Source organism: Arthrobacter sp. SLBN-112 (genome assembly GCF_030944625.1).
Taxonomy (GTDB): domain Bacteria; phylum Actinomycetota; class Actinomycetes; order Actinomycetales; family Micrococcaceae; genus Arthrobacter.
The window spans coordinates 1,928,447-1,951,117 of sequence record NZ_JAUSXY010000001.1; the positions used below are offsets into that span (position 1 = coordinate 1,928,447).

At 67.2% G+C, this 22,671-nt stretch carries 18 protein-coding genes and 1 pseudogene; 13 read left to right on the forward strand and 6 right to left on the reverse strand.

All coding sequences use genetic code 11. The annotated features are described in order from the left end of the window. Position 1: 1 nt before the first annotated feature. From QF050_RS09075 to menD, 8 genes and pseudogenes are all read left to right on the forward strand, one after another. Positions 2–1,624, forward strand: coding sequence for a hypothetical protein (locus QF050_RS09075; RefSeq protein ID WP_308932135.1), 1,623 nt, complete (start codon positions 2–4; stop codon positions 1,622–1,624). A gap of 98 nt (positions 1,625–1,722) precedes the next feature. Beyond that, positions 1,723–1,830: pseudogene (locus QF050_RS09080) on the forward strand (hypothetical protein); the annotation flags it as partial. A gap of 282 nt (positions 1,831–2,112) precedes the next feature. Next, positions 2,113–3,129: a magnesium and cobalt transport protein CorA gene (locus tag QF050_RS09085; protein ID WP_308932136.1), complete on the forward strand. Its 1,017-nt coding sequence runs from the start codon at positions 2,113–2,115 to the stop codon at positions 3,127–3,129. Positions 3,130–3,240: 111 nt separating this feature from the next. Next, a complete protein-coding gene (locus QF050_RS09090) occupies positions 3,241–4,593 on the forward strand; it encodes an Nramp family divalent metal transporter (RefSeq protein WP_308930155.1) in 1,353 nt (450 codons plus the stop codon). Between the two features lie 91 nt (positions 4,594–4,684). After that, complete coding sequence (locus QF050_RS09095; protein ID WP_308930156.1) at positions 4,685–6,148, forward strand: ornithine decarboxylase; 1,464 nt, start codon at positions 4,685–4,687, stop codon at positions 6,146–6,148. A 24-nt stretch (positions 6,149–6,172) separates the two neighbouring features. After that, complete coding sequence (locus tag QF050_RS09100; protein WP_308930157.1) at positions 6,173–7,210, forward strand: o-succinylbenzoate synthase; 1,038 nt, start codon at positions 6,173–6,175, stop codon at positions 7,208–7,210. 201 nt (positions 7,211–7,411) lie between these two features. Beyond that, the gene (locus QF050_RS09105; RefSeq protein WP_308930158.1) at positions 7,412–9,478 is read left to right on the forward strand and encodes a PhoX family phosphatase; all 2,067 of its coding nucleotides are present in this window, start codon (positions 7,412–7,414) and stop codon (positions 9,476–9,478) included. A 185-nt stretch (positions 9,479–9,663) separates the two neighbouring features. Next, positions 9,664–11,454: a 2-succinyl-5-enolpyruvyl-6-hydroxy-3-cyclohexene-1-carboxylic-acid synthase gene (gene menD, locus QF050_RS09110; protein ID WP_374121564.1), complete on the forward strand. Its 1,791-nt coding sequence runs from the start codon at positions 9,664–9,666 to the stop codon at positions 11,452–11,454. Positions 11,455–11,576: 122 nt separating this feature from the next. Here the strand turns inward: menD and QF050_RS09115 are convergent, their stop codons facing one another. From QF050_RS09115 to QF050_RS09130, 4 genes are all read right to left on the reverse strand, one after another. Next, on the reverse strand, positions 11,577–12,353 hold the full coding sequence (locus QF050_RS09115; RefSeq protein ID WP_308930159.1) for an amino acid ABC transporter ATP-binding protein: 777 nt from the start codon (positions 12,351–12,353) through the stop codon (positions 11,577–11,579). Beyond that, the gene (locus QF050_RS09120) at positions 12,350–13,309 is read right to left on the reverse strand and encodes an amino acid ABC transporter permease (protein WP_285248530.1); all 960 of its coding nucleotides are present in this window, start codon (positions 13,307–13,309) and stop codon (positions 12,350–12,352) included. Before QF050_RS09120 ends, QF050_RS09115 begins: the two co-directional genes overlap by 4 nt. 35 nt (positions 13,310–13,344) lie before the next feature. Continuing rightward, entirely contained in the window at positions 13,345–14,298 is a 954-nt protein-coding gene (locus tag QF050_RS09125) for an ABC transporter substrate-binding protein (protein WP_308930160.1), read from the reverse strand. A 176-nt stretch (positions 14,299–14,474) separates the two neighbouring features. Next, entirely contained in the window at positions 14,475–15,875 is a 1,401-nt protein-coding gene (locus QF050_RS09130; RefSeq protein ID WP_308930161.1) for an isochorismate synthase, read from the reverse strand. Positions 15,876–15,989: 114 nt separating this feature from the next. On the opposite strand from QF050_RS09130, the gene QF050_RS09135 reads away from it, so the two are divergent. The 4 genes from QF050_RS09135 (at position 15,990) to QF050_RS09150 (ending at position 20,450) form a co-directional block, all read left to right on the forward strand. After that, positions 15,990–16,757 carry a demethylmenaquinone methyltransferase gene (locus tag QF050_RS09135; protein ID WP_308930162.1) on the forward strand — a complete coding sequence of 256 codons (768 nt, stop codon included), beginning with the start codon at positions 15,990–15,992 and terminating at the stop codon, positions 16,755–16,757. A gap of 3 nt (positions 16,758–16,760) precedes the next feature. Next, positions 16,761–18,092 (forward strand): geranylgeranyl reductase family protein, encoded by a 1,332-nt coding sequence (locus QF050_RS09140; RefSeq protein WP_308930163.1) that lies wholly within the window; start codon positions 16,761–16,763, stop codon positions 18,090–18,092. Continuing rightward, a complete protein-coding gene (locus QF050_RS09145; RefSeq protein ID WP_308930164.1) occupies positions 18,089–19,189 on the forward strand; it encodes a polyprenyl synthetase family protein in 1,101 nt (366 codons plus the stop codon). Before QF050_RS09140 ends, QF050_RS09145 begins: the two co-directional genes overlap by 4 nt. A gap of 421 nt (positions 19,190–19,610) precedes the next feature. Continuing rightward, positions 19,611–20,450 (forward strand): type IV toxin-antitoxin system AbiEi family antitoxin domain-containing protein, encoded by an 840-nt coding sequence (locus QF050_RS09150; RefSeq protein ID WP_308930165.1) that lies wholly within the window; start codon positions 19,611–19,613, stop codon positions 20,448–20,450. 111 nt (positions 20,451–20,561) lie between these two features. Here QF050_RS09150 and QF050_RS09155 read toward each other — a convergent pair whose 3' ends face one another. Together QF050_RS09155 and QF050_RS09160 are read right to left on the reverse strand one after the other, a co-directional pair. After that, positions 20,562–20,993 (reverse strand): hypothetical protein, encoded by a 432-nt coding sequence (locus QF050_RS09155; protein ID WP_308930166.1) that lies wholly within the window; start codon positions 20,991–20,993, stop codon positions 20,562–20,564. Positions 20,994–21,043: 50 nt separating this feature from the next. Continuing rightward, the gene (locus tag QF050_RS09160; RefSeq protein ID WP_308930167.1) at positions 21,044–21,697 is read right to left on the reverse strand and encodes a trimeric intracellular cation channel family protein; all 654 of its coding nucleotides are present in this window, start codon (positions 21,695–21,697) and stop codon (positions 21,044–21,046) included. 60 nt (positions 21,698–21,757) lie between these two features. Here QF050_RS09160 and QF050_RS09165 point away from each other — a divergent pair, with 60 nt between their 5' ends. Further along, positions 21,758–22,627: a CbiX/SirB N-terminal domain-containing protein gene (locus QF050_RS09165; RefSeq protein WP_308930168.1), complete on the forward strand. Its 870-nt coding sequence runs from the start codon at positions 21,758–21,760 to the stop codon at positions 22,625–22,627. Positions 22,628–22,671: the final 44 nt, after the last annotated feature.

Here is a 22,671-nt window from a genome sequence, read left to right on the forward strand (position 1 = left end):
CATGCCCATCCTCATGATCCTCTGGGGCCAGCGTCTGCGCCGGGACCGCTGGCAGCTTCTGAGCTGGATCCTGGGAATTGGCGCCTTCGCCCTGTTCGCCGCCTCCTCCGTCAGCCAGACCTACGGCAACGCGGCCAGCCGCGCCGAGATCCTCCAAGTGGCCATCGCCACCCCGGCCATCCTGATGCTGCGCGGCCTGCCCCGCGGCGCAGACCAGGGCGCCTTCACGTTCTTCCTGGTCTACGCCTTCCTGGCCCTGCTGGCCGGACTGATGAGCACCTTCCTGGCCGTGCGCCACACCCGCGCCGACGAGGAAACCGGTGCCGCCGAACTGGTCGCGGCAACACCTGCCGGCCGGCTGCTGCCCACCATTGCCACCGTCCTGCACGGCGCAGCAGCCAATGTCCTGGCGGCGCTTGCCGTCTGCGCCGGACTCACCGTCCAGGGCCTGGACGTGCAGGGAAGCCTGTTCGCGGGCGCCGCCACGGGCGCCGTCGGGTTTGCCTTCCTTGGCGTGGGAATCCTGGTGGCCCAGTTCATGAGCACGTCGCGCGGCGCGAACGGCGTCTCCTCCGCCCTGGTTGTCCTGGCCTATGTGCTGCGCGGGATTGGCGACGCCACCGGAACCCCGCACGCGGACGGAACGTCCATGACCGAAGGCGCCGCCAGCTGGTTCTCGCCCATCGGCTGGGGCCAGCAGACGTTCGCCTTCTCCGGCAACCGCGCCTGGCCGTTGTGGCTGCCGGTGGGGCTCGGCGTCGCCTGCCTTGGAGCGGCATGGGCCATCCTGGGCACCCGGGACAGCGGAGCCAGTGTGTGGGGTGCACGGCCGGGCCGCACCGCCGCCCGGCCCGGTCTTCGCAGCCCTGTCGCGCTTGCCCTGCGCCTGCAGGCCGGTTCCGTCATCGGCTGGGGCCTGGGTGGCCTGGCCCTGGGCCTGCTGGCGGGGTCGCTGGGAAAGGCGATTGCCGCCGTCGATACCCCTGATACCAACATCACCGCCGTCCTGAGGTCCATCCTCGAGTCGCAGGGCACCTCCCTGACCCAGCTCATGGTCTCGGTCCTGTTCTCGATGGCCGGGATCCTTGCCGCTGCCTGCGCGCTGCAGGCCGTCATCAGGCTGCGGCAGGAAGAAGCCGCAGGAACCGCGGAACTGCTGCTCGCCGCTCCGGTGGGACGAATCCGCTGGCTGGCCGGCTACCTGGTGCTCGGGGCCGCGGCAGTCGTGCTGGTGATCGGCCTGACGGGTGTGGGCGCGTGGATCACGCTGACCGGGTCCGGAGACCAGGGAATGCCCGCCGACGCGCTCTGGGAAACCGCCGTGGCCCAATTGCCGGCGGCACTGATCTACCTGGCCGTGCCCGCCCTGGTCTTCGTCCTGTGGCCCGCGGCAACCATCGGTGCCGGCTGGTCCCTGCTGGGGCTCGGGGTGTTCCTGGGGATCTTCGGCGGCATGCTGGGCCTGGATCAAAGCATCCGCGACCTGTCCCCGTTTACCCACACCCCGGTCCCGCACGGCGACGCAACCGACTGGAGCGGGGCGTGGTGGATGCTGGCCATCGCGGTCATTGCGGGCGCGCTGGCCGTCACGGCGATGCGACGGCGGGAGGTGGGGTCCGCATGAGCGCTGACGCCGAACTGGCTGCGGCCCGGGACGCCGGGGTGGCGGCCGCAGCCGCTGAACGGACCGCGGCTGCATTCGCTGCGGCCGGTTTCCCCAAGATGCCCGCCCGGACATTGCTGGCCCTGGTGTCATCCGAGCAGGGGAGCCTCACGGCTGCCGAGCTCGCGGAGCGGCTGGGGGCAAGCGCCGCCGCCGTGTCCGGGGCGGTGCGTTACCTGCAGACCGTGGGGTTCGTGCACCGGGTCTCCCAGCCCGGCAGCCGCCGCGACCTTTACGCATTGCACGACGACGAGTGGTACGTGGTGTCCATGCGGAACAGTCCCATTTACGAGAAATTGGCCGACCTGACGGATGCCACTGCCGAAGCACTCCCGGAGGGCTCAGCAGCACGTGCCCGCGTGGCCGAGATGGCCCGCTTCTACCGCTTCCTGAAATCGAGGATGCCGGAGTTGCTGGACGACTGGGGAAAAGGAGCGGGAGGCGCAGCCGTGACCATCATTGACAACGCGGTCTACGTGAATGGCGTACGGACACAGGACCCGGAAGACCTGGACGAGACCTACTTCCTGCTGCGGCAACGCGAGGGGATGGCCTGGATCGGGCTCTACCGGCCGGACGCCGCGGAACTGGAGTCCGTCGGCGAGGAATTCGACCTCAACGCCCTTGCCGTGGAGGATGCGCTCGCAGGCCATCAGCGCGCCAAGCTGGAACATTATGGTGAGTGCCTGTTCCTTGTGCTGAGGCCGGCACGGTACCGGGACGACGTCGAGAAGGTGGACTTCGGCGAGATCCATGTTTTTGTCGGCGAAGAATATGTGGTCACCGTCCGGCACGCCGAGTCCCCGGACCTGGCCAGGGTCAGGCGGCGGATGGAGGCGATGCCGGAATTCCTGGCCCTCGGCCCGGACGCGGTGCTCTACGGCATCCTGGACCAGGTAGTGGACGAATACGAACCCGTGGCCGCCGGGCTGGAAAACGACATCGATGAGATCGAGGACGACCTCTTCGGCGCGGATCCCGAGGTATCCCGCCGCATCTACGAACTCTCCCGCCAGGTGATCATGTTCCAGCGTGCCACCAGTCCGCTGGCCGGGATCCTGCAGGCCCTGATGGCCGGCGCTCCGGACCGTGGCGATGCCACCGAGCTTCGGGACCACTACCGGGACGTCCTGGACCACGTCATCCGGCTCAACGAGCGGGTGGCCTCCTTCAGGGCCCTGCTGCAGAACGCGCTCGCGGTTAACGCCGCCCTGGTGGCCCAACGGCAGAACGACGAGATGCAGCGGATGACCGAGTCCAGTTTCGAACAGAACGAGCAGGTCAAACGCATTTCCTCCTGGGCGGCCATCCTGTTCGCCCCGACCCTGGTGGCATCCATCTACGGCATGAACTTCGCCAATATGCCCGAGCTGTCCTGGACCTACGGCTACCCCTACGCGCTGGGCCTGATGGTGGCCATGGGCCTTGTCCTCTACCTGGCGTTCAAGCACAACAAGTGGATCTGAGCGCTCCCGGGCAGGTCTGGCTTTCAGATTCATGCTCTACCATGGGCTCCTACTAATAAGCTTGCTTAGCAGTTGGCGGGCTTACAACCGATGGTAAGTGGAGATAACTGGATGACTAGGGCCGAAACAACCGGACGGTCGCCAAACGGCGGCACGGCCTTCCGTGCAGCGCGCAGGTCCCGCCTGCGCCGCTTCGGGTCGCTGCTGGGGCCCGGGCTGGTGACCGGAGCCGCGGATGACGATCCGTCAGGGATAGCAACCTACGCAAAAGCGGGTGCCACGTTCTCCAATGGCATGCTGTGGACCGCCCCGGTGACACTGCCGATGATGATGGCCGTCCAGGAGATCTGCGACCGCACGGCGCTGGCCACCGGCGAGAGCCTGGGAAGGCTCGCGCGGCGCAAGTTCTCCCGCCGCCCGCGGTTGGTGATTGCCGTGCTGATCATCGCCCTCCTCGTGGGCAACATCCTCAACGCCGCCGCGGACCTGATGGCGATCGGGCAGGGGATGCAGATGCTCGGTGCCGGGCCTGACCACCTGTGGAGCGCCGTTGCCGGGATCGGCATCGCCGTTGCGCTCATGAGCGGTTCGTTCACCGTCATCGCCAAAGTGTTCAAGTGGCTGTGCGTCACGCTGTTGGCATATGTGGCGGTCCTGTTCGTCGCCAACGTCAACTGGCCTGACGTCCTGGAAGGCCTGCTGGGAATGAAGTTCAGCTTCGCTCCGCAGTACCTGGGCCTGATCGTCGCTGTCCTGGGCACCACCATCTCGCCGTACCTGTTCTTCTGGCAAAGCGCCCACCGGGTCCAGGAACTGCGCGCGGAGGAACATGGCGGGGACGAGGCCGTAGGCCTGAACGACCGTCCGGACCCGGCTGCTTCTGCCCACACCCTGCGGAAGGCGCGGGCGGACGTCTTCATCGGCATGGTCTTTTCCGTCCTGGTCATGTTCTCGATCATGGCGGCTACGGCGGCAACCCTGGGGAGGGACGGGACGGAAGTGGATACGGCAGCCGACGTGGCAAAAGCACTGCAACCGGTGGCTGGGCCGGCTGCCACATTCCTGTTCGCGGCGGGGTTCATCGGCACGGGCATCCTGGGCGTCCCCGTGCTCGCAGCCTCCGGTGCGGCCGGACTGGCCGGCCTGCTTGGCAAGGACTGGGGCCTTGACCTCAGCCCGCGGCGGGCCCCCTTGTTCTACAGCTTGCTGGGGGTGGGAATGGTTGCCGGTGTCCTCATCAGCTTCTTTTCCGCAGACCCCGTCGGGCTCCTGGTCTTCAGCGCCACCGTCAACGGCATCGCCGCGGCCCCGTTCCTCGTGGTCACCATGCTGATCTCCAGGGACAAGGCCATCATGGGCGATTACAGGAACGGCCGGCTGGCTGCCTCCCTGGGCTGGTTCACGGCCGCCGTCATGGTGGTGGCGGGTGGCATCGGTGTCTGGACGACCCTTACCGGAGCCTAGGGTGACCCCCCGCGGGACTGCCGCCGGCGATCGTTTCCGCAAGCAGCCCTTTAGCAAACCTTCCTGACCGACCGACCGAAAGTGAGTCACTATGGACCACAACGAAGCGCCACTGCTGGATGCCCTGGACCGCTACCACAAGCTGGACCGCTACGGCTTTACCCCGCCGGGCCACAGGCAGGGCCGTGGGGCGGATCCGCGTGTCCGGGACATCCTCGGGGCCGATACCTTCCGCGCTGACGTCCTTGCCTCGGCCGGCCTTGACGACCGGTCATCCTCCGGCGGCTACCTGAAAAAGGCAGAGCAGCTGATGGCGGACGCCGTGGGCGCAGAACAGGCCTTCTTCTCCACGTGCGGCAGCTCCCTTTCGGTAAAGGCCGCCGTCATCGCCGTGGCGGCCGGCAAAGGTGATTTGCTGGTCAGCCGCGACGCCCATAAATCCATCACCGCCGGCTTGGTCTTCTCCGGCATCCAGCCCCGCTGGATCCGTCCCCGTTGGGACCCCAAGCTGCATCTGGCCCACCCGCCGTCGGCCGCGGACATCGAGGAAATGTGGGACCGCTACCCGGACGCCGCCGGGGCGCTGATCGTCAGCCCCACGCCTTACGGGACGTGCGCGGACATTGCCGCCATCGCCAAGATATGCCACGACCGCGGCAAGCCCCTGATCGTGGACGAGGCCTGGGGTGCGCACCTGCCTTTCCACGAGGACCTTCCCACCTGGGCGATGAGTGCGGGCGCCGACATCTGCGTGGTCTCCGTGCACAAGATGGGTGCCGGCTTCGAACAGGGCTCCGTCTACCACCTGCAGGGCGACCTGGTGGATCCTGCGCATCTGTCCCAATGCGCGGACCTGCTGATGACCACCAGTCCGAACGCCATCCTGTACTCCGCCATCGACGGCTGGCGCCGCCAGATGGTCCAGCACGGGGCCGAACTCCTCGGCAACGCGCTGGACCTGGCCAAGAAACTGCGCCGGGACATCGACGCGCTCCCGGGCATCCATGTGCTCGAGGACGAACTGCTGGCGGCCGAATCCTCACACGACCTGGACCGGCTGCAGATCCTGATGGACCTCTCGGGGCTGGGCATCAGCGGCTACCAGGCCGCCGACTGGCTGCGCGAAAACCGCAACGTGGACATGGGCCTCAGCGACCACGTCCGCATCATGGCCACTCTCTCCATGGCCGACGACGACGCCTCTGCCCGGCGCCTCCTGGAGGCTTTGCAGGCCCTCATCGAAGCGGCCCCGGCACTTCCCGAGCCTCCGCAGGTGAACCTGCCCTCGCCGTCGGACCTGGAACTGGAGACCGTGGCCCTTCCCAGGGACGCGTTCTTCGGCCCCACGGAGGATGTACCCAGAAGCGAAGCGGCAGGACGGGTGGCAGCGGAGCAGATCACCCCTTACCCGCCGGGCATCCCGGTGCTCGTCCCGGGGGAGAGGATCAACCAGGCCGTCATCGAGTACCTGGAATCGGGGCTGAAAGCCGGCATGGTGCTGCCCGATCCTGCGGACCCGTCACTGGGCACCATCCGGGTGGTCCGGGAGCAGTAGCGAAGTGCGGCTACAGTAAACGGCATGCCCGCCCATGGCCTCCCGCCCTCCGTGACCGTGCCCGCTGCCTCCTCCAACGGCGTTCCCCCGCTGGACGAACTGCTGGCAGGAGCGCGCGTGGTCAGCCTGCCCATGCGGGTGAAGTTCCGCGGCATCATGGAACGGGAATCCCTGCTGCTCCACGGGCCGGCCGGGTGGGGCGAATTCTGCCCGTTCCCGGAGTACGGCGACGCCGAGGCTTCCCGCTGGCTGGCAGCCGCGATCGAAGCGGGCTGGCAGGGCTTCCCGGCGCCGCTGCGCACGTCCGTGCCGGTCAACGCCACCGTGCCGGCCGTTTCCGCGGACCGGGTGCCGGAGGTACTGGCCCGGTTCGGCCGGGTGGACGCGGTGAAGGTCAAGGTTGCCGAGCGTGGACAGTCGCTGGACGACGATGCCGCCCGGCTTCGTGCCGTCCGCGCCGCCTTGCCGGATGCCGCCATCCGGGTGGACGCCAACGGCGGCTGGAACGTGCCCGAAGCGGTGGCGGCCCTGACCCGGCTGGCGACCGTAGGCCTGGAATACGCCGAGCAGCCGGTGCCCACCGTCGAAGGGTTGGCCCAGGTCCGCACCCAGCTGCGGGATGCCGGGACGCCGGTGCTCATCGCCGCGGACGAAAGCGTGCGCAAGGAAACCGACCCCCTCCGGGTGGCGCGGGCCGGGGCGGCGGACCTGATCGTCGTCAAGGCGGCCCCACTCGGGGGAGTGCGGCGCGCCCTGGACATCGTGGCGCAGGCCGGACTGCCCGCCGTCGTCAGCTCCGCCCTGGACACCTCGGTGGGAATCCGCGCCGGCCTGGCGCTGGCGGCGGCGTTGCCGGAGCTGCCTTATGCGTGCGGGCTTGGCACGGTGTCGCTGTTCGAATCTGACGTCACCTTGGACCCGCTGGTGGCCGACGACGGCGCGATCGGCCTCCGCGATGCCGTTCCGGACGCCGGGCTGCTGGAGCGGTTTGCGGCTCCCGTGGAACGCCGGGACTGGTGGCTGGCCCGGCTCCGCCGCGTCCACGCCCTCCTCACCCCCTGACACGCCCGCTCACTTTTGGCGGTGCTTTCTGGCACGCCCGCTCACTTTTGGCGGCTGTTTCTGGCGCGCCCGCTCACTTTTGGCAGCGTTCCTGCAGGTCACAGGCGGTTCACCATAACTTCATCGAATGGACGGTTTCCCGTAGGAACAGGCTGGAAGGGTGATCGGGCACCCCAAAGACATTCCTTCGGAAGGTTCCCCATGTCTGAAACTGCCCGCAAGTTCACCCTGCTGCCCATGCTCGGCCATACGAAGGGCAAGCGCAGCCCGGTCACATGTGCACTCAAATGCGACAACGCTTGCGCCGGCGAGGTCTGTAACACCAGCTCCAACAGCTACTTCCGCGACATCGCTTCCGCCACCTTGTCCCGCCGCGCCGCCATGGGCCTGGGCGCCGCCGGTGCGCTCGCCGTCGCCCTCGGTTCCGCGGTGAACTCCGCCGATCCCGCCTCAGCCGCCGGCCTGTCCAAGGCCGCCAAGGAAGGCTTCGGCAAGTCCAAGCTGCAGTTCACCGCCATCAAGCCGGTGGACAAGGCCGTTGATGCCTTCACCGTCCCGGAAGGATTCACCTGGCAGCCCATCATCCGCTGGGGTGACCCGCTGTTCAACGATTCCCCGGACTTCGACCTGAACAACCAGACCGCGGCAGCGCAGGCCCGGCAGTTCGGCTACAACAACGACTACACCGACATCGTGGAGGTCCCGGACAGCAAGGGCCGCCGCGCCGTCCTGTTCACCAACCACGAGTACACCAACGAAAACATCATGGTCCCTGCCGGCTATGACGCCAAGGAAACCCGGGCCATCGGCCGCGCCGCGCATGGCCTTGCCGTGGTGGAACTGGAGCGCAAGAACACCACCAAGCCCTGGTCCTACGTCAAGGGGGCGCCACTGAACCGCCGCTATCTCTCCGACACCACCTACGAACTGACCGGCCCGGTTGCCGGCTCTGCCCTGGTCAAGACCGTGGCCGACCCCTCCGGCCGCGCCATCAAGGGCACGTTCGGCAACTGCTCCGGCGGCACCACCCCCTGGGGCACCATCCTCTCGGGTGAGGAGAACTTCAACGGCTACTTCGTCTCCGGCGGCACCTCCGCCAGTGACAAGCGCTACGGCCTCACCGCCAAGCCCACCGCGCGCCGGTGGGAGCTGGACGACCCCCGCTTCGACACGCGCAACGCCGGCCACGAGAACGAAACCAACCGGTTCGGCTGGATCGTGGAAGTGGACCCGTTCGATCCCACCTCCACCCCGAAGAAGCGCTCGGCGATGGGCCGTTTCAAGCACGAGGGGGCCAACGTGATCGTGGCCAAATCCGGGCACGTGGTGGCCTACATGGGCGACGATGAGAAGTTCGACTACCTCTACAAGTTCGTCTCCAAGGGCAAGTACGTTGAAGGAGACCGCAGGAACAACATGAACCTGCTCTCCGAGGGCGACCTGTACGTTGCCAAGTTCACGGGCAACTCACCCGCCGCGGAGATCACCGGCACCGGGGCGCTTCCCGCTGACGGCGCGTTCGACGGTACCGGCGAGTGGCTGCCCCTGGTGGTCGGCGGCAAGTCCGCGGTGCCCGGCATGTCCGTCGAGGAGGTCCTGGTGTACACCCGCCTGGCCGCGGACAAGGTGGGCCCCACCAAGATGGACCGCTGCGAGGACGTCCAGCCCAGCCTGCACACCGGCAAGGTCTACGTGGTCTGCACCAACAACTCGGACCGCGGCACCGGTACCAAGGAAGGCGCCACGGAGGTCAACCCGCGCACGCAGAACCGCGACGGGCACATCGTGGAAATCACCGAAGCCGGTGACCAGACGTCCACAAAGTTCAACTGGACCCTCCTGATGGTCTGCGGCGATCCGGCCCAGGGCGATGTCACCTACTTCTCCGGCTACCCGGTGGACAAGGTTTCGCCTATCTCCTGCCCGGACAACGTGGCCTTCGACTCCGTGGGCAACCTCTGGATCTCCACCGACGGCGCCCCCTCGGGCATCGGCTACAACGATGGCCTCTTCAAGGTCACCCTGGACGGTGCGGAGCGCGGCAAGGTGGAGCAGTTCCTCTCCGTTCCCCGCGATGCGGAGACCTGCGGGCCGGTCATCCACGACGACGAGCGCACCGTGTTCGTCTCCGTGCAGCACCCCGGCGAGGAAGGCACCTTCGAGGCGCCGCACTCCTTCTTCCCGGACTACGTCCCGGCGGGTACGACGCCGGCCCCCGGCAAGGTGCGCGCGCCCCGTCCGGCAGTGGTCCAGGTGTTCCGCGGCTAACCCCCTTCACAATGCCCGCTCACCTTTGACGGGTTTTTCGGAGACGCCCGCTCACCTTGGACTCCATCTTTGGGCCGAAGGTGAGCGGGCGTTTCGTTTAGAGCTGCCATATGTGAGCGGGGGTTGGGAGAGTGGCTGCCATATGTGAGCGGGCGTCGCGGGGGTGGCAGACTGGTTGGGTGACTTTGCCGAACGATTCTGCCCCGGACGCCGCCCCAACAGATGACGCCGCACCTACCCACAGCGTGCCTGGCGACGCCGTTCCTGGCGACGCCGCGGTGGAGTTGAGCGCGCTTGCTGCGGCCCGGATCGCGGTGGATGTCCTGCTCGACGGCGGTGTGCGGCACGTGGTGGTCTCGCCCGGTTCACGGTCGGCCCCCATGGCCTACGCCCTGGCTGAGGCGTCGGCCGCCGGCCGGGTGGACCTGCTGGTCCGGATCGACGAACGGTCCGCCGGTTTCACGGCGCTGGGCCTTGCCCTCTCCACCGGCACGCCCGCAGCCGTCCTCACTACGTCCGGGACCGCCGTCGGGAACCTGATGCCCGCGGTGATGGAGGCGAACCATGCCGCCGTGCCGCTTATCGTCCTGTCGGCTGACCGGCCCGAGGAACTGCGCGGGACCGGCGCCAACCAAACCACCGTCCAGCCGGACCTGTTCGGTGAGCAGGTCCGGTTCGCCGCCGACATTCCCGCCGGGACAAGCCCCCAGCGCGCTGTGGAAACCGGGCTGTCAGCGGCCACCGGGGCGTTCCCGGACCTCCCGCCGGGGCCGGTCCAGCTCAACCTCGCGTTCCGTGACCCGCTGGTTCCGTCGCCTCGTGACGGGTTGCCGGAGGCGGTGGAGCGGCCGCGCTACCGGGTGGGCTTCGAGCCGCTGGTCATGAACCTGCCGCCGGCCCCGGAGGACCTGCCCGAGCGGCGGACGGTGGTCCTCGCCGGGCACGACGCCGGGCCGGTCGCCGAGGCGTTCGCCCGCGCCCACAACCTCCCGCTGCTGGCCGAGCCCTCCTCCAACGCCCGGTTCGGACCCAACGCGGTAGGCCCCTACCGTCTGCTGCTGGAGCACTTCGGGCCCGGCTCGACCCAGCCCATCGAGCGGGTGGTGCTGTTCGGCCGGCCCACGCTGTCCCGCCCCGTGGCCGCCCTCCTCGCCCGCACGGACGTTGAATCAGCCCTGTACCAGCCGGTCCCGGTCGCGTGGTACGAACCCGGACGCCGCACCGAACTGCCGCTGGAAAACCTCGCGGACCTGGCCGGATTCGCGGGCCGCGGGACCTCTGCGTGGCTGGATGCCTGGCTGCTCGCCGGCTCGGCCGCCCAGCACGCGCTCGACCAGGTGGTCTCCGACGAGGCCGCCGCCACCGGCCCGTCCGTCGCGTCCCTGGTCTGGAGGAATGCGCGCGGCCAACTGCTGCTCGGGTCCTCCAACGGCATCCGGGATGTTGACCTCGCCGGTTTGCCCGCCCCGGAACCCGCCGCTACCGTCTACGCCAACCGGGGGCTGGCCGGGATCGACGGCACCATTTCCACGGCCACCGGCATCGCGCTGGGCGGCCTGCAGGAAACCACGGTGCTGCTGGGCGACGTGACGTTCCTGCATGACGCCGGCGGCCTCCTCCTCGGCGCGGGGGAAGAGCAGCCGGACCTGCGGATCGTGGTCCTGAACGACTCCGGGGGCGCCATCTTCAGCCTGCTGGAGCACGGGGGTGTGGAGGCAGCCGGCCGCTATGGGGACGCCGTCGAACGCCTCTTTGGCACCCCGCACTCGGTGGACATCGCGGCACTCGCCGGGGCATACGGCGTCGGACACTCGCTGGTAAGTACGACGGCGGGACTCGCCGAAGCGCTCGCCCAGCCTGTGCAGGGACGCAGCATCGTGGAAGTCCGCACGGACCGCCGGCAGCTCAGGCAGCTTCATGCCCGCATCAAGGATGCCGTTTCCGCCGCCGTCGCAGGGGTTCTGGCGGGACAGTAGGCGCCGCCCGTCACGTTTAGGTGGGCCCTCGACGCCCACATTCCCGCGTTAACCGCAAATTCCCTGGCGCTGCCGAAATATCGGCTGCGCCAGGGAATGTGGATCGCGAAAATCGAAAGGCGTCAGAGCACGCGGCCCAGGAACTCCTTGGTTCTTGCGTGCTGCGGGTTGGCGATGATCTCCCGGGGATCGCCCGATTCCACCACCACACCGCCGTCCATGAAGGTCAGGGTGTCACCCACTTCGCGGGCAAAACCGATCTCGTGGGTCACCACGATCATGGTCATGCCGGACTTTGCCAGGTCCTTCATCACGTTCAGGACATCGCCCACCAGCTCCGGGTCAAGCGCCGAGGTGGGCTCGTCGAAGAGCATGAGCTCCGGGTCCATGGCCAGGGCACGGGCAATAGCGACGCGCTGCTGCTGGCCGCCCGAGAGCTGGGACGGGTAGTGGCCGGCGCGGTCACCGAGGCCCACCCGGTCCAGCAGCTCCAGTGCACGCTTCTGGGCGGCAGCCTTGGACTGGCCCTTGACGTGCACCGGCGCTTCCATCACGTTCTGCAGCGCGGTCTTGTGCGGGAACAGGTTGAACCGCTGGAACACCATGCCGATTTCGCGGCGCTGGGCGGCGATTTCCTTGGTCTTGAGGTCGTGGAGCTTGCCGTTGACCTCGCGGTAGCCAATCAGCTGGCCACCCACGGAGATCCGACCGGCGCTGATGGACTCCAACAGGTTCACGCAGCGGAGCATGGTGGACTTGCCGGAACCCGACGGCCCGATCACCACCGACACCTCGCCCTGCTGAACCGTCATATCGATGCCCCGGAGGACATGGTGGGGCCCGTAGAACTTGTGCAGGCCCTCGATCTTGACCAGCGGCTTTTCTGCTGTGACCGTCATCGTGCACTCTCCTCGGGGAAGTCCGTCTTCATCGACCGCTGGGCGTCAGCACCGGCGCCGGCAGCCTTGGCGGCGGCCGGATTCACGGCTGCGGGAGCGAGGTTGTCCACGCCCTTGCCGTAATAGGCCTCGAGGTAGTGCTGGCCCACCATGAGGATGCTAGTGACGAGCAGGTACCAGAACGCGGCAACGATCAGCAGCGGAATCGGCAGGTAGATGCGGTTTGCCAGGGCATTGGTGGCGAAGGTCAGGTCCAGCGTGAACGGGACCGCCAGGACCAGCGAGGTGGTCTTCAGCATGCCGATGGTTTCGTTGCCGGTAGGCGGAACGATGATCCGCATGGCCTGCGGCAGGATGATCCGCCACATGATCTTGCCCTTGGACATGCCGAGCGCCTCGGCAGCTTCCTGCTGGCCCCGGTCCACGGATTTGAGGCCGGCCCGGAAGATCTCCGCCAGGTATGCCGATTCGTTCAGGCCGAGGCCGAGGATCGCGGGGATCAGGCCTTTGCTGGGGTCGGACAGCGCATAGCTGAAGAGCTCGGGCCCAAACGGAATACCCAGCGTGAAGGCCGGGTAGAGAACCGTTACGAGGCCCCAGAACACCAACTGCGTGTAGACCGGAGTTCCGCGGAAGAACCACACCCACACCCAGCTGGACCAGCGGAAGACCGGGTTGTCGGACTGCCGCATCACTGCCAGCAGGATGGCCAGGACGATTGCCAGGACCATCGACGCCACCGTCAGCAGGAGCGTCCATCCCACGCCCTGGACAACTTTGACGTCCAGGATGTAGGTGCCCACAACGTCCCAGCGGAAGTTGGAGTTGGTGAACAGGCTCTGAACGAGCCCGGCCACCAGGAGGAGGATGATGGCGGCGCTGATCCACCGGCCGGGGTGGCGCACCGGCACGGACTTATTCAGTACCGGTGCGTCCCCTTGTTGATGGTGTTCCATGTGCACACCTGACTTGTCGTCGGTAAGGCGGAAACTCAAGACTTGACCGCCGGGTTGACCTCGGACTTGGTGATGGCGCCCTCGGAGTTGCCCCAGCCTTCCAGGATCTTCTTGTAGGAGCCGTCTGCCATCAGCTTGGTGACGGCCTTCTGGATGACGTCAGCCCAGGCGGTGTCAGCCTTGGCCACGGCGATGCCCTGCGGGGCCGAGTCGTAGACATCGCCCAGCTTCTCCAGCTGGCCGTTGGTCTGGGTCAGGGCGTAGCCGATGATGGGGGAGTCGGCGGCCATGGCGTCGATGCTGCCGTTGACCAGGCGCGTGGTGACGTCCGTCTGGTTCTTCAGGGTGACGATGTCAATGGGCTTCTTGCCGTCGGCGGCGCACTTCTTGTTGCGGTCGGCAAGGTCAGGGTCTTCCTGCACGGTGCCGGTCTGCACGCCGATGGACTTGCCGCAGACGTCGTCCAGGGAGAACTTCTTGGGGTTGCCCTTCTGCACGGCCCAGGCGGTGCCGGCGTTGAAGTAGCTGACCATGTTCACGGCACCCAGGCGCTCGGGGTTGATGGTGAACGAGGAGATGCCCAGATCATACTTCGGGCCGAGTGCCGGGAGGATGCCGGTGAACTCAGCGGTCTGGACCTGGACCTTGAGGCCCAGGGTGGCGCCGATGGCCTTGGCGATGTCCACGTCGTAGCCCACGGGAGTCTGGCCGTCCGGACCGAGGAATTCGGCGGGGGCGTAGCTGGTGTCCGAACCAACCGTGATGGTGCCCTTGGACTTGATGGCGTCCGGGACCATGGCGGCCAGGGCGTCGTCCTTCTTGACGGTGGTGGGATCAAAGCTGGCGGCGGCGCTGCCCGACGAGGTAGCCGCGCTGGAAGGACCCGTTTCCGAGGCGTTGGTGCATGCTGAGAGGGCCAGGGCGCTGATGGCGACCATAGTGGCGGCGGTCAGCTTGGAAGTGCCCAGGAGGGTACGGGGAGTCTGCATTTCTTACCTTTTGTTGCAGGGGCTATGAGGTACTAACGCGGCTTATAGTGTAACGCTCAACAAGAGAGGTACGTCACACGCAACTAAGTTTCACTATTGGATAACTGTAGCGGGGGCAAAATCAAGCCTTTCAGCGCAGGACTTGTCTGTCATCCCAGACTCAGTGCCGCCAGGCGTCAGCTGTTGATGCCCAGGGACTCCAGCATCGGCCGAAATTTGGCCCACGTTTCGGCCAATTCGGCCGCCGGAAGCGAGCCATCGACTATTCCGCAACCGGCATAGAGCCGGACGGTGTCGGCAGATTCGATGACGGCGCCGCGCAACGCGATGCCCCATTCGCCGTTGCCCGCGGCGTCCAGCCAGCCCACCGGCCCTGCATACGGTCCACGGTCCAGGTGTTCCAGCGTGCGGATCAATTCGCCCGCCACAAGAGTGGGCGTCCCGCAGACGGCCGCGGTGGGGTGCAGCGCGTTGATCAGCGCCAGGCACGTGGGCACGTGCCCTTCCACCTCGGTGAGTTCGGCCTTGACGTCGGAGGCCAGGTGCCAGACGTTGGGCAGTTCCAGGATGAACGGCTCATCATGGGCATTCATTGCCTCGGAGAAGGGTGCCAGCTGCTTGGTCAGCGATTGGATGGCGATCTCATGCTCATGCCGCTGTTTCTCCGAGCCTGCCAGCACCCGTGTTGCGTAGTCCATCGGCGCACCGTCCTCGCCGTGGGCGTCCCGGCGGTCAAGGGTGCCGGCCAGCACGCGCGCCTGGGCGGTGCGTCCTTCCACCTGGATCAGCATCTCCGGCGTGGCGCCAACCAGGCCATCCACCCCGTAGGTCCAGCACTCGCGGTACCTGGCCGCGAGCTCGCGCAGCACCTCCGCCGCATGTACGCCGGAGGGAATAGTTGCCACCACGTCCCGTGCCAGCACCAGCTTCTCCAGCGCTCCGGTGCGGATTTCGGCGACGCCGGCGGCAACGGCATCCATCCAGGCTTCCTCGCTGAGGGAGCCGGTGTGCAGTGTTGCGCCCGCGGCCAGGGGGAGTGGACGCACGACGGCGCCGCCGGCCGGACCTTGCGTCCCGTCCGAGGTGCCGTCCCCGGCCAGGCCCGCTGCCGCGGTCGTACCTTCACCGGCGGGGGAACCTGCGGAACTGCTGCTGAGCCAGCGCTCCAGTGCGGCGGCGGCCGTCTCTTCGGTGAGGGGGGCGTCGTCGAACGTTAACTGGGTGAGCCACGCCTGGTTGTCCCGGACGCCCACCACGATCTCCGGCACGATCAGGCGCGACTCGTACCGGGAGGTCTTGGAGAAAGCGAAGGAACCGAAAGCGACCGGGCCGGTGCCGGGCAGCTCCACCGCATCCGCAACGTCCGCCTCCAGGACCAGGTGCCGCCACCAGATATCCGCTTCCAGGAACCGTTCCGGCCCGGTGGAGGTGAACCGCGCGATCTCCCCGAAGCCCGCCAGCCCGGCCTCGCGGCGCGTCCAGCAGAGGATGTCGTCCCGGACCAGAAACGAAGGCAGCCCCCCGGGGAAAGTTTTGCCATCCAGGGGGACTGTCAAGGTGCGGAACGTGCTCGTCATGATGAGACAACACTACTCCCGCGTAGGCGGGGGCTTTCTCCGGGTGCAGGGAGGGCAAAAAAGGAGATGGAGCCGCTGGTCCGGACCCGCGCGAACATTTGAGACAATGTCATGGTGAACCGAGCATCCTTGGATAAGCGTCCGGACGAAGTAGCCACGATGTTTGACGACGTCGCACCGAAATACGACGTCGTCAACGATGTCCTCTCCATGGGACAGACCCGCCGCTGGCGGAAGATCGTGGTGGACGCGATGGAAGTCTCCAAGGGCCAGCGCGTCCTTGATCTCGCGGCCGGCACTGGTACCTCCAGCGAGCCATATGCCGACGCCGGCATAGACGTGGTGGCCTGCGACTTCTCCCTGGGAATGCTCAAGGTGGGCAAGCGCCGCCGCCCGGACATCAACTTCATCGCCGGTGACGCCACCAACCTGCCCTTCGCGGACAACACCTTTGATGCCACCACCATCTCCTTTGGGCTGCGCAACGTGAACGAGCCCAAGAAGGCGCTGGCCGAGATGCTGCGCGTCACCAAGCCCGGCGGCCGCCTGGTCATCGCCGAGTTCTCGCAGCCCGTGGTCCCGCTCTGGCGCACCATGTACACCGAATACCTGATGCGCGCCCTGCCGGCCATCGCCGTCAAGGTCGCCTCCAACCCGGACGCTTACGTCTACCTGGCCGAATCCATCCGCGCGTGGCCGGACCAGGACCACCTGGCGGCCTGGCTGCAGGAGAGCGGCTGGGAGAAGGTCACGTACCGCAACCTCACCGGCGGCATCGTGGCGGTGCACCGGGCGTTCAAGCCCGCCTCCGAGGGTGCGGCGGCTGCCATCGCTGCGCACAAGGGCCCGGTGGCCAAGCTGCGCCGCAACATCGTCCGCTGACCTGTGAAGGTACTGATTGTCGGCGCGGGTCCGGCCGGATCCACTGCCGCGTACTACCTCGCCAGGGCGGGAGTTGAGGTTACGGTCCTCGAAAAGACCAGCTTCCCGCGCGAGAAGGTCTGCGGGGACGGACTCACGCCCCGTGCCGTGCGGGAGATCCAGAAGCTGGGCCTCCCGCACCCCGAGAACGATGGCTGGCGGCGGAACAAGGGCCTGCGCCTGATCGCCGGCGGCCGCACCATCGAGCTGCCCTGGCCCGAGGTGTCCGACTTCCCGCAGTACGGCCTGATCCGCACCCGGCTGGGCTTTGACGAGGAACTGGCCCGGCATGCTGAGGCTGCGGGCGCCACGATCCTCGAGCGGCACGGCGTCACCGAGGCCTTCCGGGACGACGCCGGCCGCGTCACGGGGGTCCGCGCAGCGCTCCTTGACGGGAACGGACGCAAGACGGGGGAGACGCGTGACTTCAGTGCCGACGTCGTCCTCGCTGCCGACGGCAACTCCACCCGCACCGCCGTGTCGCTGGGGATCCAAAAGCGCGACGACCGCCCGCTCGGCGTTGCCGTCCGCACCTACTTCACGTCGCCGCGCACCGACGACGACTGGATGGAAGGCTGGCTGGAGCTCCCCGGCCGCGACGGAAAGCTGCTGCCCGGCTACGGCTGGGTGTTCGGCGTTGGCGACGGCACCTCCAACGTGGGCCTGGGCATCCTGAACTCGTCCAAGGAATTCGGCAAGCTGGACTACAAGCAGGTCCTGCGCGAATGGACCGCCGGCATGCCTGCCGAATGGGGCTTCACCCCGGAGAACCAGGTGGGCGAGATCCGCGGCGCCGCGCTTCCCATGGGCTTCAACCGCACGCCCCACTACTCTCCGGGCCTGCTCCTGCTGGGCGATGCCGGCGGCATGGTGTCCCCGTTCAACGGCGAGGGCATCTCCTACGCGATGGAGTCGGCGCGGTTTGCCGCCGAGTTCATCATCGACGTAGCTTCCCGTTCGGCTGCTTTGGGCGGAACGTACGACGCCGATGCGCACCTTTCGCGGTATGCGGACTACGTGCGGGGCCAGTGGGGTTCGCACTTCACCCTGGGCCGGGCCTTCGCCGCGCTGATCGGCAAGCCCGCCGTCATGAAGCTCGCGCTGCGGACCGGCATGCCCATCCCGGTCCTGATGCGGTTCGTGGTCCGGCTCCTGGCCAACCTTACGGACCCCTCAGCGAAGGGCCTCGAGGACCGGGTGATCCGCGTCCTGGAATCGCTGGTTCCTGCCACATCCAATGCCCCGTCAGCTCCGAACCAGCGGTATCCGCAACAAAAAGTTAGGGTTAACCCGTGACCAAATCCGCAGACCACAGCTGGACGCACGCCGGGCACGGCCTGCCGGACTCCGAACCCAGCCTCAATACCACCGCAATTGCCACGGGACTGCAGCTTCCGGCGGGTTTTGCAGCCATCGCGGGGGACGCCGAACTGGGCCCGGCCATCACCAACAACCTGGCCAAGGTGGAGAAGAAGCTTCGCGAGGCAATCGCCAACTCGGACCCGCTGGCAGATGCCACGTCCCGCCACCTGGTGGAAGCCGGCGGCAAGCGCATCCGGCCGCTGCTGACCCTGCTCTGCGCCCACCTCGGTGACGCATCGCTGCCCGCCGTGGTGCAGGCCGCCGTCGTGGTTGAACTGACGCACCTGGCCACCCTTTACCACGACGACGTCATGGACTCCGCTCCGTTCCGCCGCGGTGCCCCCACGGCCCACGAGGTATGGGGCAACTCGGTGGCTGTCCTCACCGGCGACCTGATCTTCGCCCGGGCATCCATCCTGGTGTCCGAACTCGGCGGGCGGGCGCTGGGCATCCAGGCACGCACGTTTGAGCGCCTGTGCCTCGGCCAGCTGCACGAGACCGTGGGTCCGCGTCCGGATGAGGACCCGGTGGAGCACTACCTTTCGGTGATCGCGGACAAGACCGGTTCCCTGGTGGCGGCTTCAGGCCAGTTCGGTGCCATCTTCTCCGGCGCCGACGAGGCTTTTGAGGACATCCTGGTGGAGTACGGCGAGAAGGTGGGAGTTGCCTTCCAACTGGCCGACGACGTCATCGACGTCACCGGCGTCAAGGTCAAGTCCGGCAAGTCGCCCGGAACGGACCTCCGTGAAGGGGTTCCCACCCTGCCTGTGCTGCTCCTGCGCAAGGCTGCCGCTGATGGCGACCAGTCCGCCGTCGACCTCTTGACCCTGATTGACGGTGACCTGACCTCGGATGAAGCCCTTGCCGCCGCCGTCGCCGGGCTGCGCGAGCACCCTGTCACGGCCGAGTCCTGGGTGGTGGCACGCCGCTGGGCCGACGAAGCCATCGCCGCCCTGGCCCCGTTGCCCGAGGGCGTGGTCAAGGAATCGCTGTCCAACTTCGCGCTGGCTGTGGTGGACCGCGCCAGCTGATCCTTTGTGGGAGCCCGGTGCCTCTGGTTAATCCAGTGGGTGCCGGGCTTCTTCTTTGGGGTGTGGCGTTAACGGGATAGCCCCGGTCCTCAACAACCGAAGCTGCTGTGAACCGGGGCTATCTCTCCGTTCGCATCAGACCCGCCGGAGGCGTTTAGCGGATCCGTGAATAGCTTATGACAGCTTTGTCACAGTGCGCAAGTCTTCTGTAACTGCGGGTGTCAAAAAGTCTTGGCGCTGAGTCTGCCCACGCCCTCGCGGGGGACGTCCCCTGCCGTCGCGGGGCACATTGGGGCCCGGCAGCCGGGTTCCCGGCCCGTGGGCCGGCGTGTCCGTGTCATAGTGCCCCGCAGCCGCTGTTTGTCCACATGGGCCCATCCATATCTGCCGTCCCACGGCGGGCGGGACCACCGTAGAAGCCATGGATATCGAAGACGTGCTCCGGCACCGTGGAGGAGCGGCCCGGACTGAAACCCTGCGGCGTGCCGGACATTCACGGACGCGGGTGGACAAAGCAGTGGCAGCGGGGCGCATCGTCCGGCTCCGTCGGGGCGTGTACAGCCTGCCGGACGAAGCCGGTGTGCTGGGCCTGGCGCTACGGCACACTGCGCTGGTGACCTGTGTGTCCGCGGCGCCTGCCTACCAGCTCTGGACCCTGCAAAAGGCTGACGCAATGCACGTGGGCCAGGGCCACCGAAAATCCCTGCCGGGTATGGTCATGCACGGGCGGATCCGTCACCCCGTCCACCCTTGGTTGCCGGTAGCGGGCCTGGCCGATGTCCTCATCCACGCCCTGCATTGCCTCCCGGTGCTGGAGTCCCTGGTCATGGTCCAATGCGCAACGCAGCGGGGGGATGTCACCGTCGACTTCCTGCGCCGGAAGCTGCCTGGAAATCGCAATGCCCGCGCCAGGGCAGTCCTGGACTATGTAGTTCCGCGTGCCGATTCCATCCTCGAGGTGCTCGCCAACTACCACTTTCTCAACGCCGGGCTCCAGGTCCGCAGGCACGTTGAACTCCAGGGAGTGGGCGAAGTGGATTTCCTCGTCGAGGACTGCCTGGTGGTGGAGACCGACGGTGCAACGCATCTGGAGCCGCGGCAGGTCAAGAAGGACCGGACGCGCAACAACGCCACGGTTGTGGGAGGGCGCCTCTGCCTGAGGTTTGGGTATGACGACGTCGTTCATCACCCCGGGAGAATGGTGGCCCAAGTACTCGCCGTACTGGAGCAAAGCCGACGGGGAGCTTTCGGGGGCCGGTAGGTTCCGCCGTCGCGGGGCACTTTGATTTCGCCGCAGGCCCAAACGGGCTCTGGTAGCGGCGTGTCCGTGTCATAGCGCCCCGGGAGGGCAGCGCTAAAAAAGCGGAGAGCCCTACTCTTCCTCTTCGTCTTCCTCGAAAGCCCACTCGAACATGTCGAAGACGAACTCGGAGAAGGTGCCTTCCTCGGACTTCCACTGGCCGCGGGCGTTGTTGCGGCGGTACACGATGGGGTCCGGCACGCCGAGGTCGCCCACGCGGAAGCCCCAGGTGAACTGTTCCTCTTCGTCTTCGAGGAACATCAGGAAGCCCTCGTCGTCGACTTCCAGCTCTTCGGGGTCCCAGAAGTAGTGGTACGCCTCCATCAGGTCCTCGCAGCCGCCCAGGGCAAGGTAGAACTCGCGCAGGACCAGCGGGATCTCAAACTGGTGCTCGGCGAGGGCTTCATCCAGCTCCGCCGGGGTCAGGCCATCTGCTTCCTGCCATTCATCCTCGAGATACTTCGGAACAAGCGCGCGGAACTTCTCGAGGAACATGTCAGTCATGCTCATATCCTAGCCAATCCCGGACCCCTCAAAATGACATGGAACAGCCACTACAGCCCTGTATCGCCAGCCCGCCGGTGCCACCCGCGGACGGCAAGCGGCGCCTGCCACGACCGGCGCCAGGCCAGGACCCGGAACGTGAAAACCAGTGCCGCGATGGCGGCAGCCGTCAGCACGTTGAATACGCCCGCCACCCACAGGACAGCAGTCAGCGACGAACCCAGGAACGCCGGCAGCGCATAAATATCCCTGGGGTTGAACAATTCCGGCACCTCATTGGCGGTGATGTCCCGCAGCAGGCCGCCGCCCACCGCTGTTGTCACTCCCAGCAGCACGGACGCCACCGGGTTCAGGCCCGTGGCCAGCGCCTTGAGCGTGCCGGTCATGCAGAACAGGGCCAGGCCGGCGGCATCGAAGAGGATCAGCAGGGATGTGTAGCGCTGGACGCTGGAAAACAGGAAGTACACCAGGGCTGTGGCGAGGACCGGCGGGAACAGGTAGGCCGGGTTGGTGAAGGCAGCGGGGACCACGGCGATGATGATGTCCCGGATCACCCCGCCGCCCAGACCCACCAGCGACGCCAGCAGGAGGGAGCCGACAATATCGATCTGCTTCCGCGCCGCGAGCAGTGAACCCGAGACGGCAAAGAAGAAAACGCCCAACAGATCCAGCCACACCGGGGAGTTGTCAAAGGCGAATGTCATGGGACGTCCCGGTATTTCAAAGAGGGCGGACAGGGCGGCTCCAACGTTACGCTAGCCCCTATGAACAGCCCCGTCATGATCGCTTGCGCCCATGGGACGTCCAACACACAGGGGGCCGCGGAGGTCAACGCCCTGCGCGCCGCCATTGCGGAACTGCGCCCCGGGCTCGACGTCCGCGAAGCCTATGTGGACGTCCAGCAGCCGGACCTGGTGGATGTCGTGGCGGGCCTGCCGGAGGCGGAGCCCGCGGTAGTGGTCCCGCTGCTGCTGAGTGTTGGCTACCACGTGAAGGTGGACATTGCGCGGGCCGTGAAGAGCCGCCCTGGCAGCGCCGCCGCCGCACCGCTGGGCCCCGACCCCCGGCTCGCCGCGCTGCTGGACCAGCGGCTGCGCGAGGCAGGCACCACGGACAACGATGTCGTCGTCCTTGCCGCCGCGGGCTCGTCCAATCCCAACGCCGCGGTCAGTGTTGAGGAGCTGCTGGGCCAGTTGCAGGCGCTGCGGTCCAATCGCATCGTGGCCGCCTACGGTGCCTCCGCTAAGCCGTCCGTGCCCGACGCCGTCGCGATGCTTCGGCAGGAGCTGGCAGGAGGTGCCGGGGCGGGGGAGTCCGCGGGAGCGGTCGACGTCGGCGGCCGGGTGGTGATTGCCTCCTACCTCCTGGCGCCGGGCTACTTCCACGACCAGCTGGCGAAGGCGGGTGCCGACGTCGTGACAGAACCCCTGTTGCCGTCCGCCACGCTCGCTCAGATCGCGTTGGACAGGTACGACGCCGCCGTCGCGAAGATGCGGGAAACACCCTCCGAACCTGCCCTGGAAGCGGCGCCTGGGGCACCGGAGGCAGGAGCGGCCGAGGCGCCCACCGATGCACAGGCAGGTGGCATCTTCAAGGCTGTTCGGCGTTTCGTGACGAAATATTTCCCTAGGTGACTCAGCATTTCCGGGCCTTTGTGACGTAAATCGGGGGCGCCCTA

Coding starts and splice junctions, on each gene's coding strand:
- QF050_RS09150 (WP_308930165.1), top strand. CDS start 19,611: ATGGATATCGAAGACGTGCTCCGGCACCGTGGAGGAGCGGCCCGGACT.
- QF050_RS09120 (WP_285248530.1), bottom strand. CDS start 13,309: ATGGAACACCATCAACAAGGGGACGCACCGGTACTGAATAAGTCCGTG.
- QF050_RS09155 (WP_308930166.1), bottom strand. CDS start 20,993: ATGACTGACATGTTCCTCGAGAAGTTCCGCGCGCTTGTTCCGAAGTAT.
- QF050_RS09130 (WP_308930161.1), bottom strand. CDS start 15,875: ATGACGAGCACGTTCCGCACCTTGACAGTCCCCCTGGATGGCAAAACT.
- QF050_RS09125 (WP_308930160.1), bottom strand. CDS start 14,298: ATGCAGACTCCCCGTACCCTCCTGGGCACTTCCAAGCTGACCGCCGCC.
- QF050_RS09100 (WP_308930157.1), top strand. CDS start 6,173: ATGCCCGCCCATGGCCTCCCGCCCTCCGTGACCGTGCCCGCTGCCTCC.
- QF050_RS09165 (WP_308930168.1), top strand. CDS start 21,758: ATGAACAGCCCCGTCATGATCGCTTGCGCCCATGGGACGTCCAACACA.
- QF050_RS09105 (WP_308930158.1), top strand. CDS start 7,412: ATGTCTGAAACTGCCCGCAAGTTCACCCTGCTGCCCATGCTCGGCCAT.
- QF050_RS09075 (WP_308932135.1), top strand. CDS start 2: ATGCCCATCCTCATGATCCTCTGGGGCCAGCGTCTGCGCCGGGACCGC.
- QF050_RS09160 (WP_308930167.1), bottom strand. CDS start 21,697: ATGACATTCGCCTTTGACAACTCCCCGGTGTGGCTGGATCTGTTGGGC.
- QF050_RS09095 (WP_308930156.1), top strand. CDS start 4,685: ATGGACCACAACGAAGCGCCACTGCTGGATGCCCTGGACCGCTACCAC.
- QF050_RS09115 (WP_308930159.1), bottom strand. CDS start 12,353: ATGACGGTCACAGCAGAAAAGCCGCTGGTCAAGATCGAGGGCCTGCAC.
- QF050_RS09090 (WP_308930155.1), top strand. CDS start 3,241: ATGACTAGGGCCGAAACAACCGGACGGTCGCCAAACGGCGGCACGGCC.